We start from the raw sequence: 20,449 nt of genomic DNA on the forward strand, positions 1-20,449 counted from the left end.
GAAATCTATACACGCGCAATTAGCATATGTATAGATTTCTCTCTTCGTTCGAAATGACAGTTTTTTTTTATAGCTGTGGTTTATACCTTTGCGCCATAAATATTTACGCTTAGGATGTCAGCCAACACTTTTCAATTAAACCCAGAAGCCGCTGCGGCGCGATTAGCAAATGTTGTAAAGCATACTCCCCTTATTTATAACCGTCGCCTGTCTGAAAAATACGATTGCGAGATTTGGTTAAAGCGTGAGGACCTACAGATAGTCCGCTCTTACAAATTACGTGGGGCATACAACATGATCAGCCAGCTATCGGCAAATGAGTTGAGCCGTGGCGTGGTTTGCGCCAGTGCGGGCAACCATGCACAAGGTGTTGCTTATAGCTGCGACAAATTGGGTACTAAGGGCGTAATTTTTATGCCGGAGATTACCCCAAAACAAAAAGTACAGCAAACAGAAATGTTTGGCAACGGCCAGGTTGAACTGGTTTTGGTAGGCGATACTTTTGACGATTGCCTGAAAGAAGCGCTTGCTTACACCGCCAAACACCAGATGACCTTCATTCCCCCGTTTGATAATTACAGCATTATTGAGGGGCAGGCTACTGTCGGCGTTGAAATATTAGAGGACTTGCCTGAAACAGAAGTAGTGATCATGCCTATTGGGGGTGGTGGGTTAGCTGCCGGTACAGGTACCTATCTTAAAGAAAAAAACAAAAACATACATCTGATAGGCGTAGAACCAGAAGGCGCCCCATCCATGATGGAAGCCTTTAAGCATGGCGGACCGATTACCTTGCCGGAGATTAATCGCTTTGTCGACGGCGCATCCGTAAAACGTGTGGGCAGCCTAACTTATGATCTTTGCGCAAAGGTGCTCGACGAAATGAAACTGGTGGCAGAGGGAAAGATCTGCACCACCATATTAAAATTATACAACGAAGAGGCCATTGTAGTTGAACCTGCAGGTGCACTATCAGTAGCCGCTTTGGACCAATGCCGCGAGCAAATCAAAGGTAAAAAGGTGGTTTGTGTTATCAGTGGTGGTAACAATGACATTGCCCGTATGCAAGAGATCAAAGAAAAATCGCTGCTATACGAAGGTTTAAAGCATTACTTCATCGTGCGTTTCCCGCAACGCCCGGGGGCTTTGAAACTGTTTGTGAACAATGTACTGGGACCTCATGACGATATCACCCGTTTTGAATTCATCAAAAAAACAGAAAAAGAGCAGGGACCAGCACTGGTAGGTATTGAGTTAACCCACAAAGATGATTACGAAGGCTTGCTAACCCGTTTCAAAGAGAATCGCTTTGAGGTTATTGAACTAAACAAAGATCGAACTTTGTTTGAGTATTTGGTGTAGCCCCTTTTTTACGAATCTGTCATTTCGAACGAAGAGAGCAATCTATACATAGGCTAATTGCGCGTGTATAGATTTCTCTCTTCGGTCGAAATGACAGAATGGTTATTATATGTTACCTCGCATTCAAGCTCTCCAATTGCTTTTGGCCGGCAGGCAGGGCTTTGTATTTTTTGTACGAGTCGTTAATAAACATGGCTATTGTAGGTCCATTATTAGCTCTTACATACTCATAGCTCGGGCGATATAGGGCCATAAAATTCTCCAGCTCAACACCGCGCAACGGCACCAGGGTTTCAACGTACTTGGCAGTATAATGCTTATCTACGTAACGTTCGCGCTCCTCACTGGCAAAATATTTCTTAAGCCGACGTGCGTCTTTACCTTCTTTAGAGAACCAGGTACTTGGCGATAAAACGTATACCTTACTTTTTCTATATACCTCCGGATACTCTATTCTCGGGTCAAACGGTAGGCGTTTGGTGGTATTAACCCTCACTTCGTTTAACATAATCCCGGCAGGTTTCAATACCACGGTAAGGGGCTTATTATCAATGATCACTAATGTGTCAGACACATATCCGGGCGCGTCAAATATCACCAAATGGTTCTTGCCAGATTTGATAGTAAACTTGCCATTCTTGTCAACCAGGGTTATCTGCTTGTTATTAGTATCATGCACAAAAACGTTTGTAATTCCGTCGTTACTGCCTTGTTCGACAACGACGCCCTTAACCACGTCCTGACCCTTAGCGTAGGTCGCTGCAAGCATCAACCCAACAAATCCCAAAAAGCGTTTCATAGTGTATAAGTTTGTTCAGGCTAAGTTAAATCAATTATAGTACCAATGTATAAGTGTTAAAGCTATTTAACATTTACCGGACACAAAAAACCCCGTCCCCTACAGTTGCGGGGACGGGGTTTACTATTGTTAGCACTAATGATTACTGTTTCGTCCAAACGTTGTTTGATACGTTATGGTCAGGCAAAATACCGTCAGGATTATACGTTACAGATGCTATTTCTTCTGTCGACGGATATCTGAATCTCCAGGTTACGTTTCGTTCCCAAACCTCGGCGGTGTAGTTAACGCGTTCGGTTTTGCCGCTAACGGTCTTAATTTCAAGTATAACCGGCATCGCCATTTTCTCCAGGTTATCTAAAGTGATAATAGAACCCTTGGTCGCATCGTCCCCTACGTATTTAACGTTACGCACGGCAACATCCAGCCGATCATTATTTACAAACCAGCCTCTCCAAAACCACTGCAGGTTTTCGCCGGAGGCATTTTCCATCGTACGGAAAAAGTCGTCAGGTGTGGGGTGTTTATATGCCCAGCGATGCACGTAGGTTTTAAACGCGAAATCAAAGCGTTCCGGCCCCAATACGTTCTCGCGCAGTATCGTCAAACCTGCCGCTGGTTTGCTGTACAACAAGGTACCGGTGTTTGGCTCCTTTAAATTCTCGGGGTTACTCAATATCGGCTCTAACGTAGGGCGGGTATAGGCATTCCAGGTTTTTATACGACCTTCCAAAGTACCGGCGCGGTAGAACTCGCCATTTAATGATTCTTTAGTTGACAAGGTATTGATAAAAGTGTTAAAGCCCTCGTCCATCCAGCCGTAATCTACACGGTTCTGCCAGTATTTCGGGCCGGCTGACCGTCGGCCGCGCGCAGATCATTGCCGTTTTTGGTGTAAAAAAACGGTTTGCAGGTTTCATGGTAATCATACTTTGATTCGGGCGCATTTGGGTCGGCAATGGCTTGCGCCCTGCCCGTGCTTCGTTGCTGGGTAGCAGGCGTGGTTTGTGCCATAGCGGTGGCCATACTCACGCAAAATGCCAGTGTTAAGCCGGCAGTACTTTTTAGTTTCATTCAGTTAATTTTAGTTTAAAACGTAAAATTATAAAATTAACCGCGGTTAAATAAACGTAAGGAAATTATTACGTGCGAAGAGATACGTCACCGACTGTAGAGACGCAATGCTTTGCGTCTCCCCTGCGTAAGGGTAGTAAAAGGTGTAGTTATACGCCTGACGGGGTCGATGGGTCATAGACACAAAACATTGCGTCTATGTGATATTATTTTTTAAAATGCGCTTTATATGCCGCCTCATCAAAACCGAAGAACAGGAAACCGCCATCTTCAATAACCGGGCGCTTAATCATACTGGTTTTTTGTTGTATCAGTTGCAAAGCATCAGCATTGGTTTTAACAGCATCTTTAACCTCGGGGTCCAGTTGTTTCCAGGTTGTGCCTTGCTTGTTTAAAAACTTTTCATAACCGGTTTTGCTGTCCCAGTCCTGCAGTTTCTCGTTACTTATGCCCAGTTTTTTAAAATCATGAAACTCATATACTACATCATTGGCTTTAAACCAATCAAGCGCTTTTTTAACTGTATTGCAGTTGGTGATTCCGTATACTTTCATGGGGGTAATTTACAAGTTATTACGAACTTATTTAGTCACCATAATGTCCCATCGCGGACACCACAAATACAGTCACCACATCCTCGTCAACTTCATAGATAACCCTATCTTTCTGATTAATACGCCTTGACCATAAACCCGACAGGTCGTATTTTAAAGGTTCAGGATTACCAATACCTGTATACGGGGTTTGAGAAAGTTCTTGCAGTATATTTTCGATTTTCTTGTTGCTTCCTTTGTCGCCTGATTTGTAATGTAGCTTTAAGTGCTTTTGAGCGATTTCCTTTATTTCAAGTTTAAACTGCCCCATACATCGTTTGGATTAACTTCAACAGACGTCCCCTTTTGTGCCTTTTTAATCATCGCCACAAACTTTGGGTCGTAGGGGCTTGTTTCTACGCTGATCTTTAATGCCTTAGCAATAGCTTTTAAAGCAGCAAGTTGCTCTTTATTTTCAGGGTGCATGATTAACGTTGTCATATTCAAATTTACCTAATTATTAGAGTCTTTGCAATTACTTGTTAAACTTCGTCATTGTCAATTCCGTCCCTATCGTTGCGAAAGCTTTGATCATTTCTATTGATTTTTGGTCACCTATAATGGCTGCCTTACGCTACTTCTTAAGGTATCCCGTGCTAGTATAGGAGATATACGCATGTCTTAATTTCTGGATTTAAATTGCTAATATAGGTGTGTAATACGTAAGATTACGTAGTGTAAAGAGGTTAAGTATTACAATCTCAATAAGTCACGGTAGGATGATAGTATCTATTCCACTCATCAAACGTAACAGATGAATCAATCATCACATGATACTTATCAATCTTGGGTGTATAGGAGTTAATAAGTCGGCTTGAGCCATAAAATTTAATTTTAATAGCATCTTTAACAATAGATACACCAGTTATAAATCCGTCCTCACAATCCAAGATAACCTTATCAAAATAATTTTTTTCTACGGATACAAAAGCCTTCGTCGAACTTATGTAACTTTCACGATACCACCTAACAGTGAGTTCATCATCTTTAATGGTTTTCATATCTAACTTTGAATTGACACAGCCCTGCGATATTACGATCAGAAAAAGCAGTCGAGATATATTCGTAAAAACTGCGATAGCTTTCATAGCGCCAATTACTTGTTAAACTTCGTCATTGTCAATTCCGTCCCTATTGCTGCAAAGCTTTTTATCATTTCTATTGATCGGTCTATCAGCGCGGGTAGTTCGGGTTGTTCGTCATCATCAAAGCCGCTTAATACGTAATCAACCTGACGGCCTTTGGGGTAGTTATCACCAACGCCAAAACGCAGGCGGGCGTAGTTGTTATGGCCCAGGGTGGCTTCAATGTGTTTCAGTCCATTATGTCCGGCGGCACTGCCTTTTGGTTTAAGGCGCAGGGTGCCAAGCGGCAGGGCAATATCATCCACCAAAACCAAAACATTTTCTACCGGGATCTTAAGCTCGTTCATCCAGTGGTTCATGGCCTTACCGCTCAGGTTCATGTAGGTGGTTGGTTTTATCAGGTGCAGGGTGCGGCCCTTATGGCTAACCTCGGTATAGTAGGCCAGGCGCATGTTGTTAAACTTTACCCCTTCTTGCTTAGCCAGTTCATTCAATATCACAAAGCCAATATTATGGCGCGTATCGGCATACTCGGGGCCAATGTTTCCTAAACCAACTACCAGGTATTTCATATCATGCTAATATATCATTTTCTAAAAAAACAAAAAGCGACAAGTAATTAAACTTGTCGCTTTTCAAATCTGCGAAATCACTAATAATCAGTGAAATCCTAAAAATTATTTTTTACCGGCTTCTTGCTCAGCCTGACGTAATGCACGTGAAGTTGTAACAGAAACGATAGTATCCTCTTTACTGTTAAGGATAGTTAAGTTAGGTACACTGATTTCAGATACTTTAACTGATTTACCTACCTCTAAAGCTTCGATGCTAACTTCAATAAAGTCGATATGATCTTTAGGTAAAGCTTTAACTTTAAGCTTACGTAATTTTTGAACTAATTTACCACCCACTTTAACGCCTGGTGAAGTACCTGTTAAACTTACAGGGATATCGATAGCGATTGGCTTAGCCTCGTCAAGCAATAAAAAGTCAACGTGGATAAGTTTTTCAGTTAACGGGTGAAACTGAAGATCTTTAATAATAGCTTGTGATTTAACACCAGCAATGTCAAGGTCGATGAAGTGAACAACCGGCGTATAAACTACGGCTTTCAAATCAGATGCGGACACCGAAAAGTGGCTTTGAGTAGCACCACCGTAAAGCACTGCCGGTACCAAATCCTGGTAACGCAGCTCTTTCGCGTCTCTTTTCCCTACGTTCTCTCTTAGAGAACCGCTAATAGCAATTGATTTCATTTTTAATTATTTATTTGTTTGTATTTAAGCCCTGCGTCGCGCAGGGATATTTTTATTCATTTTCAAAGTCCTCCCTACCGGTGAGGATTTAGGAGGGGCTTACTCTACCTTAAACAACTGGCTTATTGAGCCATGTTCATTTACGTTCATTATCGCTTTGGCAAACAGTTCGCCGGTTGATAATACAGTTATTTTAGGGCTGGTACGTTTTGACGGTATGGTATCAGTAACAATCAGTTCCGTTAATGCCGAGTTCTCTACCGTCTCATAGGCATCGCCGGATAGTACGGCATGCGTACAAACCGCTCTTACCGTGCGTGCACCTTTGTCCATTATCAGCTGTGCTGCTTTAGCCAATGTGCGTGCGGTATCACAAATATCGTCAATCAATACAATGTCCTGATCTTTAACATCACCTATCAGGGTCATTGATTCTATTTCGTTAGCGCGCTTACGGCGTTTATCGCAAATTACAACCTCGGCATTAAAAAACTTAGCAAAGCCCCGTGCCCTGTATGATCCGCCCATATCCGGCGAAGCAATGGTAATTGCCTTTAAATTTAAGCTCTTTATATAAGGCACAAATATGATCGAACCGTCAAGGTGGTCTACCGGGATATCAAAAAATCCTTGTATCTGCGCGGCGTGCAAATCCATGGTCATAATACGGTCAATACCCGCAGCTACCAGTAAATTAGCTACCAGCTTAGCACCAATAGCTACACGCGGACGATCTTTTCTGTCTTGCCTGGCCAAACCAAAGTACGGTATAACGGCGTTAACGTGATGAGCAGACGCGCGGCGTGCGGCATCGGTCATCATTAGTAACTCCATTAAATTGTCGGTAGGCTGGTGGGTTGACTGTACCAGGAAAACATCGCAACCACGTACAGATTCGTTAAAAGAAGGCTGAAACTCGCCGTCACTGAAACGCGCCAGGGTCGATTCGCCCAAAGGTTGGCCATAAGCATCAGCAATTTTATGCGCCAGATCTGTTGATCCGGAACCTGCAAATAATTTAACCGTGTTAAACTGTAATGGCATGTTTTGCTGTTGGCTATAAAAAACAATTTCGGATTTGAATCTCTATGGAATTATCCATACTGAAAATTCGAAATCCGAAATATTTATTGTTGCCCGACCAGGATTCGAACCTAGACAAACGGTACCAAAAACCGTCGTACTACCATTATACTATCAGGCAATCTCCACCTCCGTAACTTACGTCCCGAAAAGGAATGCAAATATAAGACGATTTTTTCAACTTCAAAACGGAAATTTTAAAAAAAATTAAGCCCGACACGGAGAGCCTGAAAATCAGTTGTAAGTAGCTGATAAAAGGCTGAATTTATAGAGGGTATTATGTTAAAAAATGCTAAATCCGTGCTTTTGATCTGCATTATAGTTGTAGTTTTGCTATTTTCGGCCTGATTAAAACCATTACCCTTGTAAAATTTCGAAATGAAATACAATAAGATCAACAATTTATTTGGCTGGATAGCCTTCGTTGTAGCAATTATTACCTACGCCTTAACTTTAGAGCCTTCGGCCAGTTTTTGGGATTGCGGCGAGTTTATTGCCTGCGTTTACCGCCTGCAGGTGGCCCACCAGCCCGGCGCGCCATTATTTACCATGATTGGGAAAGTGGTATCGCTGCTGTCTTTTGGTAACAACTTAAAGGTTGCTTACTGGACCAATATGGCTTCGGCGCTGGCAAGCGCGGCTACCATTTTGTTCTTGTTTTGGAGCATTACCGCACTGGCCAAAAAGATACTGATCAAAAAAGCAGAAGATCTTGATCTTAATAATACCATACTTATTATAGGTGCCGGTTTAGTCGGCGCTTTAGCATATACATTTTCTGATACCTTCTGGTTCTCGGCGGTCGAGTCTGAGGTTTACGCGCAGTCATCCCTGTGTACCGCCGTTGTATTTTGGGCGATATTGAAATGGGATGCCCATGCAGACGAACCCGGCGCTGATAAATGGATCATCTTTATAGCCTATATCATGGGCCTATCAATAGGTATTCACCTATTAAACTTACTGGTTATACCTGCTATAGCCCTGGTTATTTACTTTCGCAAATCGCCAAACACCACTACCTGGGGTACTATTAAGGCGCTTTTATTGGGTGTGGTTATCGTTGCTGCGGTATTGTGGGGCATTATACAATACACTGTAAAAGGCGCTGCTTTCTCTGATCTTTTCTTTGTTAATACGCTGGGCATGGGCTTCGGCACCGGTGCAATTACTTTTTTCTTATTGTTAACCGGCGTTATTGTAGCCGGCATTGTTTACACCATTAAACCAAGCCAGCTTACTATTATTATTACAGCTGTATGCTTTGTACTGGCACTTACCGTTAGCGCTGGTATAATTGGCCTGGTAATGGCTGTAATTATTATTGCTATATTAGAGTACGGCGTTAAAATCCGCGAGAAACGTTTTGCGCTTAATAGCTTCCTGATCTGTACCGCGTTCATCCTGTTTGGTTACAGCTCATTTGTAATGATCGTTATTCGTGCTAAGGCGGGCACTAACTTAAACAACAGTAATCCGCAGGACGCTTTCTCGTTAAACGGCTACTTGAACCGTGACCAGTATGGCGAAACGCCGCTGTTATACGGTCAGTTTTTCGACTCTAAACCTATTAATCAAACAGAAGGCGCTGATATCTATCGTAAAGGCGATGAAAAATACGAGGTAGTAGGTAAAAAGATTACTACCATATATGACCGCAATACCATTTTCCCGCGTATGTTTAGCGAGAAAGAAGGTCATCCTGAGTTTTATCATGACTGGGTGGGCATCCCCGAAGGGCAAAACCCATCATTTGGAGACAATCTTTCATTCTTCTTTTCTTGGCAGGTTAATCAAATGTATACCCGCTATTTCCTTTGGAACTTTGCGGGCCGCTCAAACGAGCAGGACGGCCAGATACGCGGCCTTGATGGCGACTGGTTAAGTGGTGTTAATGTTAAACAACAGCTACCCTACTCGGTTACGCAAAGCAAAAGCTATAATCGCCTATTCTTTTTACCACTGATATTGGGCTTGCTGGGTGTGTACTTCCACTTTAAAAAGAACCAAAAAGATGCCGGTGTTGTGGCAGTATTATTCTTCTTTACCGGCTTTGCTATCCTGCTTTACCTTAACCAGGACCCACTGCAACCACGCGAACGTGATTACGCTTATGCAGGCTCGTTCTACGCCTTTGCTATATGGATTGGTTTAGCGGTGCTGGCTATTGCAGAACTGCTGGGCAAAAAGGGCAAAACCGTTGGCGTAGCCGTACTGGCAACTTTGGTTTGTTTACTTGCCGGCCCGGTACTAATGGCCAGTCAGGAATGGGATGACCACGATCGCTCGACCAAAACTACGCCACGCGATATGGCTTATAACTACCTTACATCGTGCGCGCCAAACGCTATATTGTTTACTTATGGCGACAATGATACGTACCCGCTTTGGTACTTACAGGAGGTTGAAAATGTACGCCCTGATGTACGTATTGTAAACCTTAGTTTGTTAGGTACTGATTGGTACATTAAACAAATGAAAGGCAAGATGAATGAGTCGGCGCCATTGCCTATTACCATGGCCGATAGCAAATTTAAGAACGGTACCCGCGATGTTATTTATTTTAACGACGCCAAATTACCGGGATCATCTGAGCTGAAAGAGGTGTTTGACTTTATGGTATCAGAAAACCCTGAGGCTAAAGCGCAGTACGACAACGGCGAGTCTGCCAACTACTTGCCAACCAAAAACTTTAAACTAACCGTTAATGCTGACGATGTGGTTAAAACAGGTACGCTAGGCGCTGATAAACGCGACCAGATACAGCCTGTTATTGATTTTACTTTCCCATCGCCATATGTTACTAAAGACAACCTTGCGCTGATAGACATCCTATCGCATAACGACTGGAAACGCCCGATATACTTTACTGTTACCGTGCCTACCAAAAGCATGATTGGGTTAACTAAATACATGTACAGCGAAGGTTTTGCTTACAGATTCCTGCCGTTAAAACCTGACTCGTTACGTGCGCCGTTAGAGAATACCAACACCATGACTATGTATAACAACGTGGTGAAAAATTTCAAATACGGTAACTTTAAAAAAGCCACCTTTTTAGATCACGAGTCGTTAACTATGTTTTACCCGTTAATTAGCCGCGTATATCTTACCATGGCCGAAAACCTCTTCCAGGAAGGACATAAAGATTTGGCAATTAACGCGCTACACAAGTACGAAGCCGAAATGCCGGTAACCATCCCTGTACAAGAAGTAGCGGTGCGTAAATACTACATGGCCGACTTAGCTTACCGTATGGGCGATAAAGCCTGGGCAGATAAAAACCTGGCGATCATTATCGACTATCTCGACAACTCGTTAAATTATAACCTTAACCTGTTTAAAGACGGTAAAACCAGCTTAAATAACGAAATTCAGTTTGGCGTATCACTTTTAAGCGGCATCACCAAATTAACCGCTACGCATCAATCAGCCCTAAACGCTAATTGCAAAACCAAGCTGGAAATGTATAAAAAGACTTTTGGTATTAATGTCGACGATCAGCAACAACAATAATAGATCTTTATAAAACGGAAAACGCCTCCGATATTCGGGGGCGTTTTGCGTTATATTAAGTAAGCTTCGCGATAGCCTGAACATAACACACCCCACTAACAAACAAAAAAGGGTCGCGGTAAACCGCAACCCTTTCCATTGAATCAATATCTTTCTATCCTTCAATCACTACGCCCATAGCGCAAAATTTATTTATACGCTCGTTAACCAGTTCGGTAACATCACGCTCTTTAAGTACTTTAAGCTCTTTTACTAATTGCTTTTTAAGGATAGTGGCCATAGCAACCGGATCTTGATGCGCGCCGCCAAGCGGTTCTTTAATAACGCCGTCTATTAGTTTGTTTTTATACATCTCGGTCGATGTTAGCTTCAACATTTCTGCAGCGCGTTCTTTATGCTCCCAGGTTTTAAACAGTATGGTAGAGCAATTCTCCGGAGAGATCACCGAATACCAAGAGTTGTCAAGCATCAACACCCTATCGCCAATACCAATACCTAAGGCACCACCCGATGCGCCCTCGCCTATCACCACACAAATAACCGGCACTTTTAAAATTGCCATCTCCAGCAGGTTGCGGGCTATAGCTTCGCCTTGTCCACGCTCCTCGGCCTCAAGACCAGGGAAAGCTCCCGGTGTATCTATTAAAGTAACAACAGGTTTGCCAAATTTCTCGGCCAGTTTCATCAAACGTAAAGCTTTGCGGTAACCTTCAGGGTTTGCCATACCGAAATTGCGGTACTGGCGTTCTTTTGTGTTACGGCCTTTTTGATGACCGATGAACATCACCGTTTCGCCATTCAATGTTCCAAAACCACCTATGATGGCTTTATCATCACCCACGGTACGGTCGCCATGCAGCTCGATGAAATCATCGCACATTAATTCCAAATACTGTAAAGTGTAAGGACGCTCAGGGTGACGCGAGATCTGTACTTTTTGCCAGCCGGTAAGGTTGCTGTATATATCTTTTTTGGCGGTTTCTAACTTGCTCTCCAATTCGGCCACTGTTGCAGACATGTCGAGCTTATTTTTCTCTTCAACCTGCTTCACTTTTTCAATCTGCTGCAGTAACTCTGACAGTGGTTTTTCAAAATCGAACGAAATCTTCATATCTAATTATTGAGGGCGCTAAATTAAACAAAACCAACGGCAAATTATCATTTACGTTTCTGTAAAGCTTCAAGCCTTGCTATCTGCTGTGCCGACAATAGCTTTTGCGTTGATAGACAAGCCTGTAGCATAGCATTCTTTAATTCGCCCTGGTATAAGCCGTAACGATTAGTGTAAAATATTACGTTGCCGTCTTGCACTTTGTTATGCTTAAAAAGACTATCCAGCTTCTTTTCGGTGTCGATAACCGAGCCGCCAATTTGCAATCGCCGACGGCGCAAATAGTCGTTGGCCTCCGTAATTTTTTTCACCTGGATGGGGCTAAGATCAAGCTCTGCTTTATACTTTAAAACTTTATCAGGCATGGGGTAATGGTTTAGCTCGGCCACGCGGGCAAGGTCAGCTCCTGCTTCGCCTTTTAAAAAGCTTTGGTATTGCTCATAAGTTAGGGTGCGTACCGGAGACTGTTTGGCGGCAGTATCTGTGCCAGATTGCGCGCTGCCCAGTATCAGCATAAAAGTAAATAAGTGTGATTGCATAAATTGGTATTTAAAGCTTAACACCTGCGTGGCAGCAAAAGTTCATGCAATTTTATAATTTTAGCCTGATGGACACCACCGATACAAACGCCAGCGACGTTATTGACCTGCTTAAAGAAAAAGCCGACACCCGGTACCATGCAGGCATGCAGCGCTTCGGCATTGCTAATGAGAAAGCGCTCGGTGTTAAAATCCCCGAAGTACGTAAACTAGCCAAACTTATAGGCAGGGACCATGCCCTGGCTCAAAAACTGTGGGACACCGGCATCCACGAAGCGCGCATACTGGCATCAATGATAGCTGACCCAAAACAAGTTACCCCGCAACAAATTGATAACTGGACCAAAGATTTTGACTCATGGGACGTATGTGATCAGGTTTGTGGAAACCTTTTCGACCGCACTCCCTATGCCATTGAAAAGGCCCTTGAGTTTAGCGCTCGCGAAGAAGAATTTGTAAAACGCGCCGGCTTTGTGCTAATGGCTGAGCTGGCTGTGCACGACAAGAAAGCGCCGGACTCGGTGTTTATTCAGTTCTTCCCAATAATTGAACGCGAGGCCTGCGACAATCGCAACTTTGTTAAGAAAGCGGTTAATTGGGCCCTGCGGCAAATAGGTAAACGGAATGCTGCTTTAAGGCCCTTAGCTATTGCGTGTGCAGAAAGGATTTTATTGCAGGAGAGTAAAACAGCAAAGTGGATTGCGCGCGATGCTTTGAGAGAATTGGCCTGAACCTTGATTCATAAGATTAGGATTTCCATGGTGCTAATCAAATCCTACAATCTTTTGATCCTACAAATCCTAGTTCAGACAAATAATATATATTTGCCACACTATGAGTAAGAATACTGACGAACTGTTTAAAAACGTAATAGCCCATTGTAAAGAGTATGGCTTCGTTTTTCAATCGAGCGAGATATATGACGGCCTTAGCGCTGTTTACGATTACGGCCAATTTGGTGCCGAGTTAAAAAACAACCTTAAAACCTATTGGTGGAAAAGCATGGTTCAATTGCACGATAATATCGTGGGGATTGATTCGGCTATATTTATGCACCCAAAGATCTGGAAAGCCAGCGGCCACGTTGACGGTTTTAGCGACCCGATGATTGACAATAAAGACAGCAATAAACGCTACCGCGCCGATCAATTATTAGAGGATCGCATAGCAAAACTGGACGAGGAACAAAAAACCAGCGAAGCAGAAGAGCTGCAACTGGAAATGGACAACGCCCTAAAAGCCGAAGACCTGCCCCGCCTGCGCGAACTGATAGTTGAGCAAAACATTAAATGCCCTTTAAGCGGCACCGCCAACTGGACAGACGTGCGCCAGTTTAACCTGATGTTTAGCACACAAATGGGCGCTGTGGCTGACGATGCCGATGTTGTTTACCTGCGCCCTGAAACTGCGCAAGGCATATTTGTAAACTACCTGAACGTGCAAAAATCTGGCCGGATGAAAATTCCGTTTGGTATTGCGCAAATTGGTAAAGCGTTCCGTAACGAGGTTATTGCCCGGCAGTTCATTATCCGCATGCGCGAGTTTGAGCAAATGGAAATGCAATACTTTGTACGCCCCGGCACGCAAAAAGAGTGGTTTGAAAAATGGAAAGCAGCCCGTTTAAAATGGCACCTGGCCTTAGGCACCGATGCTGCCAAATACCGATACCACGAACATACCAAGCTGGCACACTATGCTGATGCCGCTTATGATATTGAGTTTGAGTTTCCGTTTGGCTTTAAAGAGGTTGAAGGCATACACAGCCGTACCGATTTTGACTTGAGCCAGCATCAGCAATTCTCTGGCAAAAAGATGCAATACTTTGACCCGGAGATTGACCCGGCTACAGACAAACCTTTCGGTAACTATATCCCCTACGTTATTGAAACGTCTATTGGCCTTGACCGTATGTTCTTGCTGACGATGATCAATGCTTACGAGGAAGAAGATCTGAGTACCGAAGAGAAACAAGATAGCCGCACCGTATTGCGCCTGCACCCTTGCCTTGCGCCAGTCAAAGCCGCTATTTTCCCGCTGACCAAAAAAGACGGTCTACCCGAAAAAGCCCGCGAGATCATGGACGCCTTAAAACTTGATTTCAACCTGCAATACGAAGAGAAAGACGCCATTGGCAAACGCTATCGCCGCCAGGATGCCATCGGTACGCCATTCTGTATCACGGTAGATCATCAGACACTGGAAGATAATACCGTTACTATCCGCCATCGCGACAGCATGGCACAAGAGCGCGTACCAGCCGCCGATCTGGATAAGATCATTGGTGAGTTGGTGAGTTGGAAGAATTTGCTGAAATAAATATTAGTCTCTACAAAAAAACCGCTTAAATAAGCGGTTTTTTTGTAGATTATTTGACGATCATTAAACAGATTGCCATTAAATCTTATATCCAATTCTCTCTCTGTCTTCCCAACTTTTCTGTGTTCCTCTTTGATCTAATAGATTCTCCATAGCATCATAAATGTGATTAAGTTGCATGTCGTGTTCACCCAGTCTTTCTTTTATCTCCCTTAGCTGTTCTTTCAAATCCATTTGTTGTAAAGTAAGTCGCCTTATAGCCACAAAAGCACGCATAATTGCAATATTCATATTTATGGCGGTGTCGCTATTAAGTATGCCGCTAAGCATTGCAACACCTTGCTCGGTAAATGCATAAGGCAAATATCTTCCTGCTCTATTCTTAGGAAATTCCATCATCACAGTTTGTGATGATGACTTACTTTCAATGGATGTATCAGAGAATTGCGATTGTACATACTGCCATTCGGCAGCTGAAAGTCTCACCATAAAATCATCAGGAAAGCGTTTTGCATTGCGCTTAACCGCCTGATTTAATACGCGCGTTTCTACACCGTAAAGAAAAGCCAGATCCATATCTAACATCACCCGCTCATTACGTATTTCATAAATCCGTTTTTGTATGTTAGGTAATGATATCATTTTAATTATATTTTTACGACTACGATATTGGATACTCAATACTACTTATTTAAAATCGAAAGGCAAAGTTTTGTAAAACATACCGCAAACGAAATAGCACTAAGTGCGTCAATTGCTTCACAAATAATTTTGTTTTAACTGGCATCTTAGCATTTCATCACCACAAACATTTTACATTACCAACAAGCTTATAAATACTTATCCTTCATACAAACATTTAACTTAGCGCATATAAATTTTATATGCGACACCCTAAGCTACTTACTACATTACTTTTATCAGCCTTTTCTCAACTATTGTTTGCACAAAACGGCATCGTTAAAGGCAGCATTACAGATCAACAGACAAAACAGCCCGTAGACTACGCTACAATATCGTTATTAAAAACCAATGATTCTGCCGCGGTAAGCGGTGTGGTTACTAAGGCTAATGGCACTTATGTAATTACCGGTGTACAACCGGGCAGCTACTTGCTTAAGGCGTCGTTTTTAGGCTACCGGACAGGCTACTCGCCTGCCTTCGAAATTAGCAATACTAAAACTGCGCAAGTTATTAATGTCGCGTTGATAGCCAGTCAGCAGCTTTTAAATCAGGTCGCGGTTACCGGTCAGCAAATAAAATCGCTCTATAAAATTGATAAGCAAAGCTACAAAGCCGGCCAGTTCGAGTCGGCTAAGGGCGGCTCAGCTATTGATGTGTTAAAAAACCTGCCGTCCGTATCTGTAAACGGCGAGGGCGATATCAGTGTGCGCGGCTCATCAGGCTTTTTAGTGCTGCTAAATGGCAAACCTGTATTAACCGATGCCCAAACCGTACTGGGCCAGTTGCCGGCTAACGCCATAGATAATATCGAGCTTGTTACTGCTCCATCTGCTAAGTATGACCCGGATGGTCGTGGTGGCATTATCAACATTATCACAAAAAAAGGAGCGAACGATGGCTTTACCGTTGCAGCTAATGCGCAAGGCGGGTTACCTGCTACCATCGACTACGGCAACGCCCGCAAACCGCTACGCTTTGGTGGCGACCTGACGCTGAACTATAAAAAAGACAAATGGGATATTTCTGTTGGTGGTAACTATAACCGAAACGACAATGCCGGCTATCGCGAAGGCGACGCCTTCACTACCAATGCAGCCGCAGGCACTATTACCCGCTTTCCTTCAGTTGGCGAACGGAGTTTTAAAAAATACAACTACGCTGGCCGTGCTACCATTAATTACACCGCCGATGCCAACAATAGTTTTTCGGCGGGTTTGTTTGCCGGCTCGCGTTATCAGGATCGTATTGCCGATATTCTGTATCATAACACGACCAGTAACCTGGCCACGGGCGCCTTACTTAAAAGCAACACCTATTTCAACGCAAATACACAAACAAAGCAGGGCAATTTTACCTTAGCTAACCTTGACTATACCCATACGTTCCAAAATAAATCAACGCTAACGGCCGGGCTGTTGTATGAACATGCCGATCTATATGGCAATACAAAAAACAGAAACCTGAAGTATCCAAACACCGCCGATACCATACAATATGTATATAACCCTTATAAAAGGCCCATTAACGGCTATCGCTTTAAGCTGGATCACAGCATTAACTTAGGTAAGGGTAAGTTAGAAAGTGGTTACCAGTTAAGGTATGATACGCAGGAGGGCCAATTTGACTATCTTGTTACCCCACCGACGGCACAGCCGGATATTGCCAAATTTAGCGGCAGCCTGCGGGCCAGAAACACGATCAACTCGGTTTACTCACAATATAGCGGCAAAGCTTCAAAATTAGAATACAATGCCGGCCTGCGCTACGAGTATGCCAGCCGTAAGGTTAATATATCCTATGATGCTGATCCGCACTTATTAAACCTGTCAAACCTGTTTCCCTCTGCCAGTTTACTTTACAGTATCAAAGATACCTGGAAACTTAAGGCCGGCTATAGCAAGCGCATAAACCGCAATAGCGATCTGCAACTTAACCCAATCCCTGAAAGAGAACACTCAGAAACATATGAAGTAGGCGACCCTGACCTGTTACCGGAGTTTATTGATCTGGCTGAACTGGGTATTAACCACACTTTTAGTAAAGGTTCTTTTTTTGCGACGGCTTACTATCAGCATATTAAAAACCCTATACAACGTTTAAACAGTTTTTATGCTGATACGATCTTGAACCGGGTGTTCACCAACGCCGGCAATGCCAGGTTATGGGGTATGGAAGCAGGCGCCAGCCTGCAGCCGCTTAAATGGTGGAGCCTGTACCTGGGAGCAAACGTGTACAACTATCATATTTATGGCGATATTAAAATTTTGAACGACGCGGTTACGGTAAACAATCAAAATTGGGCCTATTCTATCAACGGCAACAGCACTTTCCAGCTAAATAAAACACTGAGCCTGCAGGCCAATGTAAATTACCTGTCTAAACGCCCTACCGCGCAGGGCGAGGATTCGCATTTTTTTGTACCGAACGCTTCGGTTAAAAAAACGCTTGCAAATGGGCGCTGGGCGGTATCTGCGCAGTGGCAAAATATCAACATTTTTAACGCAAACAAGCAACGTATTACTACAGCCGGGGCCAACTTTTACACCACCACTAATTACATTTACGAAACCAATGTATTTTTAATTAACGTGACTTTTAACCTAAATAAGTTTACGTCGAAATTAAAGTTACTGAACAGCGAGATGAGCGAGAAAGAATTTTAACGAACAGGAAAAGGGACGAGTTGAGGCAAACATGCCATTGTTGATATTATTTAAAGGTAATGTTTAGATAAAATTTATACTTTTATTTGATTAACGATCTCTCATAAACCTGTAACTTGAAGCCCTTCCTAGCCTTATTTATCATTTTAGGTTTTAATTGCACCGGGGCCTATTCGCTTCCGGAAAAAGGTACCACAGATAGTTTGCGGCAGCTGGTTAATATTGCATTAAAAAAAACCAACAAGCCTGATACCCTTATTATAAACCGCATTAACAAATTAGCCGAAGCGTATTTTGAGTCGCAGCCGGATAGTACCCGGCATTTTGGCCAACTGCAAGTAAAGCTTTCAAAACAAATAGCTTACCAAAAAGGCATAGCCGATGGCACGCTGCATTTGGCCGATGTGAATACGCTACGCGGAAATTATACGGTAGCAATCACCCAATACAATACCTCCCTGTCCATTTACCGCCAGTTAAACAATCTGCATGGCATTAGCGATTGCTATATGGAGCTTGGCTATATACAAGATTACCTGGGCCAGTATGACGCCGCGCTGTCGCTTTATAAAAAAGCCCTGGCAATAACCATTAAAACCCGCGACGAGAAAAACGAAGCCGAAACCTATAATTTAATGGGTATTACCTATGATAATAAGGGCGACGTGTCTAAGGCGCTGGATTATTACTTCAAGGCCCTTTTTATTGATGTCCAACGCAAAGACGAGCTTTCTGCGGCCAGTAAGTACAACAATATCGGGCTTATTATGCAGCATCTTGAGCTGTATCCAAAGGCCCTGAATTATTATGCGCGTGCCCGCGCCATCTGGCAAAAACATAACGACCAGCTGGGCCTGAGCAGCGTATACCAAAACATTGGCGAAACCTTTATGGCGCAGCACTATTACGCCAAAGCAATACCTTACCTGCGCCGTGCCGCGGCCATGTTTACTCAACAAGGAGACAGCGAGGGTACGTGCCTGATTTACTATGACCTGGGGATGTACAACTATTACGTTAACCGCCCGGACTCGGCCCTGCATTACCTTAATAAGTCGCTCATTATTGCCGCAAATAGTAAGGTAATAATTAATAAAGCAAATGCGCAGGTAGGGCTGGCCATGGTTTATAATGCTATTAAGCAGTATAATCTAGCCTACAGTAATGCAACACAGGCCTTAGCTATTGGCCAAACCTTAAACAGCCTTAACATACATACAGATGCCAGCTTGCAGGCCAGTTTAGCGCTTGGCGGCTTAAAACACTACCAGCAAGCGTACAACATGCACCTGCAATATTCGGCGCTTAAAAGCGAGCTGAAGCATGCCGAGGGGATAAACAAAATAATGTTATATAATATTGAGGTTGATTTTGCGCGTAAGCAACGCGACCACGCCGAACAGCAACTTAAACGGGAAAAGGTATACCAAACAAAAATTGCCAGCCAGCGCAACCAAAACATCATATACGCAGCATTGAGTGTAATACTGGCTACGGTGGCATTGGTATACTACAATGCCAAGCGAAAACAACAACGCATTAACGAGCTGCTGGCCGAGAAGAACCGCTCCATTACCCAGCACCAGGATGTGCTTAACACACAGGCGCTGAAATTAAACGAACTCAACGTTTTAAAAGATCGCCTTATCAGCGTTTTGGCGCACGATTTACGGGCCCCCATAAGCACCCTGCGCGGGCTATTTAACCTATTGACAGACGACACCATCAGCCCCGAAGAGTTTGCCGCCATGACGCCTAAGGTATTCATCAAACTTGAACATACGTCTGACTTTTTGGACACCCTGTTGTTTTGGATAAATAGCCAGGTTGATAATGCTGGCAAGCGCTCCACGCCCTTTGAACTGGCAGACCTGGTAAACCGCGAACTGGCCCACCTTGAAGACCAGCTAAAACAAAAAAACATCAGCGTAAGCATAAACGTTACTCCCGACGCCATTGCCTGGGCCGACCCCAGCTGTGTACGCATTGTGATGCACAACTTTTTAACCAACGCCATCAAGTTTTCAAATCGCGATAGCAGCATAGAAATTGAGGCCCACCCGCTTGACGGGCATTACATAAAGTTTTGCCTTACAGACCACGGCGTGGGCATGAGCCCCGACTACCTGAACAACCTGTTTAAAACTCAAGTTAGCAGCCGGTCCGGTACCGAAAACGAGAGCGGCACGGGCATGGGCATGATGTTTTGTAAGGACCTTATTGAACAGCAAAATGGCACTATCTGGGCGCAGAGCGAGTTGGGTAAAGGCACCAAGCTATGCTTCACCCTGCCGGCTGTCGACAAAACATCGGCGCAAGCTTAAAACAATTTGGTACATTTATTATTAGTGTTAAATACTTATAATAC

19 protein-coding genes and 1 tRNA gene are annotated in these 20,449 nt (G+C 43.5%); 6 read left to right on the forward strand and 14 right to left on the reverse strand.

Going from position 1 to position 20,449, the window contains the following annotated elements; all coding sequences use genetic code 11:
- Positions 1–114: 114 nt before the first annotated feature.
- The gene (ilvA, locus tag ACFSYC_RS06495; protein WP_377124756.1) at positions 115–1,362 is read left to right on the forward strand and encodes a threonine ammonia-lyase IlvA; all 1,248 of its coding nucleotides are present in this window, start codon (positions 115–117) and stop codon (positions 1,360–1,362) included.
- A 112-nt stretch (positions 1,363–1,474) separates the two neighbouring features.
- Here the strand turns inward: ilvA and ACFSYC_RS06500 are convergent, their stop codons facing one another.
- The 11 genes from ACFSYC_RS06500 to ACFSYC_RS06550 form a co-directional block, all read right to left on the reverse strand.
- Positions 1,475–2,161 (reverse strand): hypothetical protein, encoded by a 687-nt coding sequence (locus ACFSYC_RS06500; protein ID WP_377124758.1) that lies wholly within the window; start codon positions 2,159–2,161, stop codon positions 1,475–1,477.
- Positions 2,162–2,303: 142 nt separating this feature from the next.
- Positions 2,304–2,975, reverse strand: a complete 672-nt coding sequence (locus ACFSYC_RS06505) for a M1 family aminopeptidase (protein WP_377124760.1) — start codon at positions 2,973–2,975, stop codon at positions 2,304–2,306.
- Positions 2,976–2,986: 11 nt separating this feature from the next.
- The gene (locus ACFSYC_RS06510; protein ID WP_377124762.1) at positions 2,987–3,235 is read right to left on the reverse strand and encodes a hypothetical protein; all 249 of its coding nucleotides are present in this window, start codon (positions 3,233–3,235) and stop codon (positions 2,987–2,989) included.
- Between the two features lie 206 nt (positions 3,236–3,441).
- On the reverse strand, positions 3,442–3,789 hold the full coding sequence (locus ACFSYC_RS06515; protein WP_377124764.1) for a Spx/MgsR family RNA polymerase-binding regulatory protein: 348 nt from the start codon (positions 3,787–3,789) through the stop codon (positions 3,442–3,444).
- Positions 3,790–3,820: 31 nt separating this feature from the next.
- Positions 3,821–4,099 carry a Txe/YoeB family addiction module toxin gene (locus ACFSYC_RS06520; RefSeq protein ID WP_377124766.1) on the reverse strand — a complete coding sequence of 93 codons (279 nt, stop codon included), beginning with the start codon at positions 4,097–4,099 and terminating at the stop codon, positions 3,821–3,823.
- Positions 4,075–4,269: a DUF2683 family protein gene (locus ACFSYC_RS06525; protein WP_377124768.1), complete on the reverse strand. Its 195-nt coding sequence runs from the start codon at positions 4,267–4,269 to the stop codon at positions 4,075–4,077. The genes ACFSYC_RS06520 and ACFSYC_RS06525 overlap by 25 nt, the downstream gene beginning before the upstream one ends.
- A gap of 260 nt (positions 4,270–4,529) precedes the next feature.
- Entirely contained in the window at positions 4,530–4,829 is a 300-nt protein-coding gene (locus tag ACFSYC_RS06530) for a hypothetical protein (RefSeq protein ID WP_377124770.1), read from the reverse strand.
- A gap of 95 nt (positions 4,830–4,924) precedes the next feature.
- The gene (gene pth / locus ACFSYC_RS06535) at positions 4,925–5,485 is read right to left on the reverse strand and encodes an aminoacyl-tRNA hydrolase (protein WP_377124772.1); all 561 of its coding nucleotides are present in this window, start codon (positions 5,483–5,485) and stop codon (positions 4,925–4,927) included.
- 105 nt (positions 5,486–5,590) lie between these two features.
- Positions 5,591–6,169: a 50S ribosomal protein L25/general stress protein Ctc gene (locus ACFSYC_RS06540; protein WP_377124774.1), complete on the reverse strand. Its 579-nt coding sequence runs from the start codon at positions 6,167–6,169 to the stop codon at positions 5,591–5,593.
- Between the two features lie 99 nt (positions 6,170–6,268).
- Positions 6,269–7,213, reverse strand: coding sequence for a ribose-phosphate pyrophosphokinase (locus ACFSYC_RS06545; protein WP_377124776.1), 945 nt, complete (start codon positions 7,211–7,213; stop codon positions 6,269–6,271).
- Between the two features lie 89 nt (positions 7,214–7,302).
- A tRNA-Gln gene (locus ACFSYC_RS06550) sits at positions 7,303–7,373 on the reverse strand.
- A 257-nt stretch (positions 7,374–7,630) separates the two neighbouring features.
- Between ACFSYC_RS06550 and ACFSYC_RS06555 the strand changes: the two genes are divergently transcribed.
- Positions 7,631–10,768, forward strand: coding sequence for a glycosyltransferase family 117 protein (locus ACFSYC_RS06555; RefSeq protein WP_377124778.1), 3,138 nt, complete (start codon positions 7,631–7,633; stop codon positions 10,766–10,768).
- Positions 10,769–10,922: 154 nt separating this feature from the next.
- Here ACFSYC_RS06555 and ACFSYC_RS06560 read toward each other — a convergent pair whose 3' ends face one another.
- Entirely contained in the window at positions 10,923–11,879 is a 957-nt protein-coding gene (locus tag ACFSYC_RS06560) for an acetyl-CoA carboxylase carboxyltransferase subunit alpha (RefSeq protein ID WP_377124780.1), read from the reverse strand.
- Between the two features lie 47 nt (positions 11,880–11,926).
- Positions 11,927–12,418 (reverse strand): hypothetical protein, encoded by a 492-nt coding sequence (locus tag ACFSYC_RS06565; RefSeq protein WP_377124782.1) that lies wholly within the window; start codon positions 12,416–12,418, stop codon positions 11,927–11,929.
- 68 nt (positions 12,419–12,486) lie between these two features.
- Between ACFSYC_RS06565 and ACFSYC_RS06570 the strand changes: the two genes are divergently transcribed.
- Both ACFSYC_RS06570 and ACFSYC_RS06575 read left to right on the forward strand, forming a co-directional pair.
- Complete coding sequence (locus tag ACFSYC_RS06570) at positions 12,487–13,149, forward strand: DNA alkylation repair protein (protein WP_377124784.1); 663 nt, start codon at positions 12,487–12,489, stop codon at positions 13,147–13,149.
- Between the two features lie 103 nt (positions 13,150–13,252).
- Complete coding sequence (locus tag ACFSYC_RS06575) at positions 13,253–14,734, forward strand: glycine--tRNA ligase (protein ID WP_377124786.1); 1,482 nt, start codon at positions 13,253–13,255, stop codon at positions 14,732–14,734.
- 78 nt (positions 14,735–14,812) lie between these two features.
- Here ACFSYC_RS06575 and ACFSYC_RS06580 read toward each other — a convergent pair whose 3' ends face one another.
- Positions 14,813–15,376, reverse strand: coding sequence for an ORF6N domain-containing protein (locus ACFSYC_RS06580; protein WP_377124788.1), 564 nt, complete (start codon positions 15,374–15,376; stop codon positions 14,813–14,815).
- Between the two features lie 242 nt (positions 15,377–15,618).
- On the opposite strand from ACFSYC_RS06580, the gene ACFSYC_RS06585 reads away from it, so the two are divergent.
- Both ACFSYC_RS06585 and ACFSYC_RS06590 read left to right on the forward strand, forming a co-directional pair.
- On the forward strand, positions 15,619–18,081 hold the full coding sequence (locus tag ACFSYC_RS06585; RefSeq protein ID WP_377124790.1) for a TonB-dependent receptor domain-containing protein: 2,463 nt from the start codon (positions 15,619–15,621) through the stop codon (positions 18,079–18,081).
- Between the two features lie 116 nt (positions 18,082–18,197).
- A complete protein-coding gene (locus ACFSYC_RS06590) occupies positions 18,198–20,405 on the forward strand; it encodes a tetratricopeptide repeat-containing sensor histidine kinase (protein ID WP_377124792.1) in 2,208 nt (735 codons plus the stop codon).
- The last annotated feature ends 44 nt before the right edge of the window (positions 20,406–20,449 follow it).

This window comes from Mucilaginibacter antarcticus (assembly GCF_042686155.1).
Classification (GTDB): domain Bacteria; phylum Bacteroidota; class Bacteroidia; order Sphingobacteriales; family Sphingobacteriaceae; genus Mucilaginibacter; species Mucilaginibacter antarcticus.

Excerpts from the sequence above, each read along its gene's own strand:
- ilvA (WP_377124756.1), top strand. The coding sequence starts at position 115 with ATGTCAGCCAACACTTTTCAATTAAACCCAGAAGCCGCTGCGGCGCGA.
- ACFSYC_RS06500 (WP_377124758.1), bottom strand. The coding sequence starts at position 2,161 with ATGAAACGCTTTTTGGGATTTGTTGGGTTGATGCTTGCAGCGACCTAC.
- ACFSYC_RS06505 (WP_377124760.1), bottom strand. The coding sequence starts at position 2,975 with ATGGACGAGGGCTTTAACACTTTTATCAATACCTTGTCAACTAAAGAA.
- ACFSYC_RS06510 (WP_377124762.1), bottom strand. The coding sequence starts at position 3,235 with ATGAAACTAAAAAGTACTGCCGGCTTAACACTGGCATTTTGCGTGAGT.
- ACFSYC_RS06515 (WP_377124764.1), bottom strand. The coding sequence starts at position 3,789 with ATGAAAGTATACGGAATCACCAACTGCAATACAGTTAAAAAAGCGCTT.
- ACFSYC_RS06520 (WP_377124766.1), bottom strand. The coding sequence starts at position 4,099 with ATGGGGCAGTTTAAACTTGAAATAAAGGAAATCGCTCAAAAGCACTTA.
- ACFSYC_RS06525 (WP_377124768.1), bottom strand. The coding sequence starts at position 4,269 with ATGACAACGTTAATCATGCACCCTGAAAATAAAGAGCAACTTGCTGCT.
- ACFSYC_RS06530 (WP_377124770.1), bottom strand. The coding sequence starts at position 4,829 with ATGAAAACCATTAAAGATGATGAACTCACTGTTAGGTGGTATCGTGAA.
- pth (WP_377124772.1), bottom strand. The coding sequence starts at position 5,485 with ATGAAATACCTGGTAGTTGGTTTAGGAAACATTGGCCCCGAGTATGCC.
- ACFSYC_RS06540 (WP_377124774.1), bottom strand. The coding sequence starts at position 6,169 with ATGAAATCAATTGCTATTAGCGGTTCTCTAAGAGAGAACGTAGGGAAA.
- ACFSYC_RS06545 (WP_377124776.1), bottom strand. The coding sequence starts at position 7,213 with ATGCCATTACAGTTTAACACGGTTAAATTATTTGCAGGTTCCGGATCA.
- ACFSYC_RS06555 (WP_377124778.1), top strand. The coding sequence starts at position 7,631 with ATGAAATACAATAAGATCAACAATTTATTTGGCTGGATAGCCTTCGTT.
- ACFSYC_RS06560 (WP_377124780.1), bottom strand. The coding sequence starts at position 11,879 with ATGAAGATTTCGTTCGATTTTGAAAAACCACTGTCAGAGTTACTGCAG.
- ACFSYC_RS06565 (WP_377124782.1), bottom strand. The coding sequence starts at position 12,418 with ATGCAATCACACTTATTTACTTTTATGCTGATACTGGGCAGCGCGCAA.
- ACFSYC_RS06570 (WP_377124784.1), top strand. The coding sequence starts at position 12,487 with ATGGACACCACCGATACAAACGCCAGCGACGTTATTGACCTGCTTAAA.
- ACFSYC_RS06575 (WP_377124786.1), top strand. The coding sequence starts at position 13,253 with ATGAGTAAGAATACTGACGAACTGTTTAAAAACGTAATAGCCCATTGT.
- ACFSYC_RS06580 (WP_377124788.1), bottom strand. The coding sequence starts at position 15,376 with ATGATATCATTACCTAACATACAAAAACGGATTTATGAAATACGTAAT.
- ACFSYC_RS06585 (WP_377124790.1), top strand. The coding sequence starts at position 15,619 with ATGCGACACCCTAAGCTACTTACTACATTACTTTTATCAGCCTTTTCT.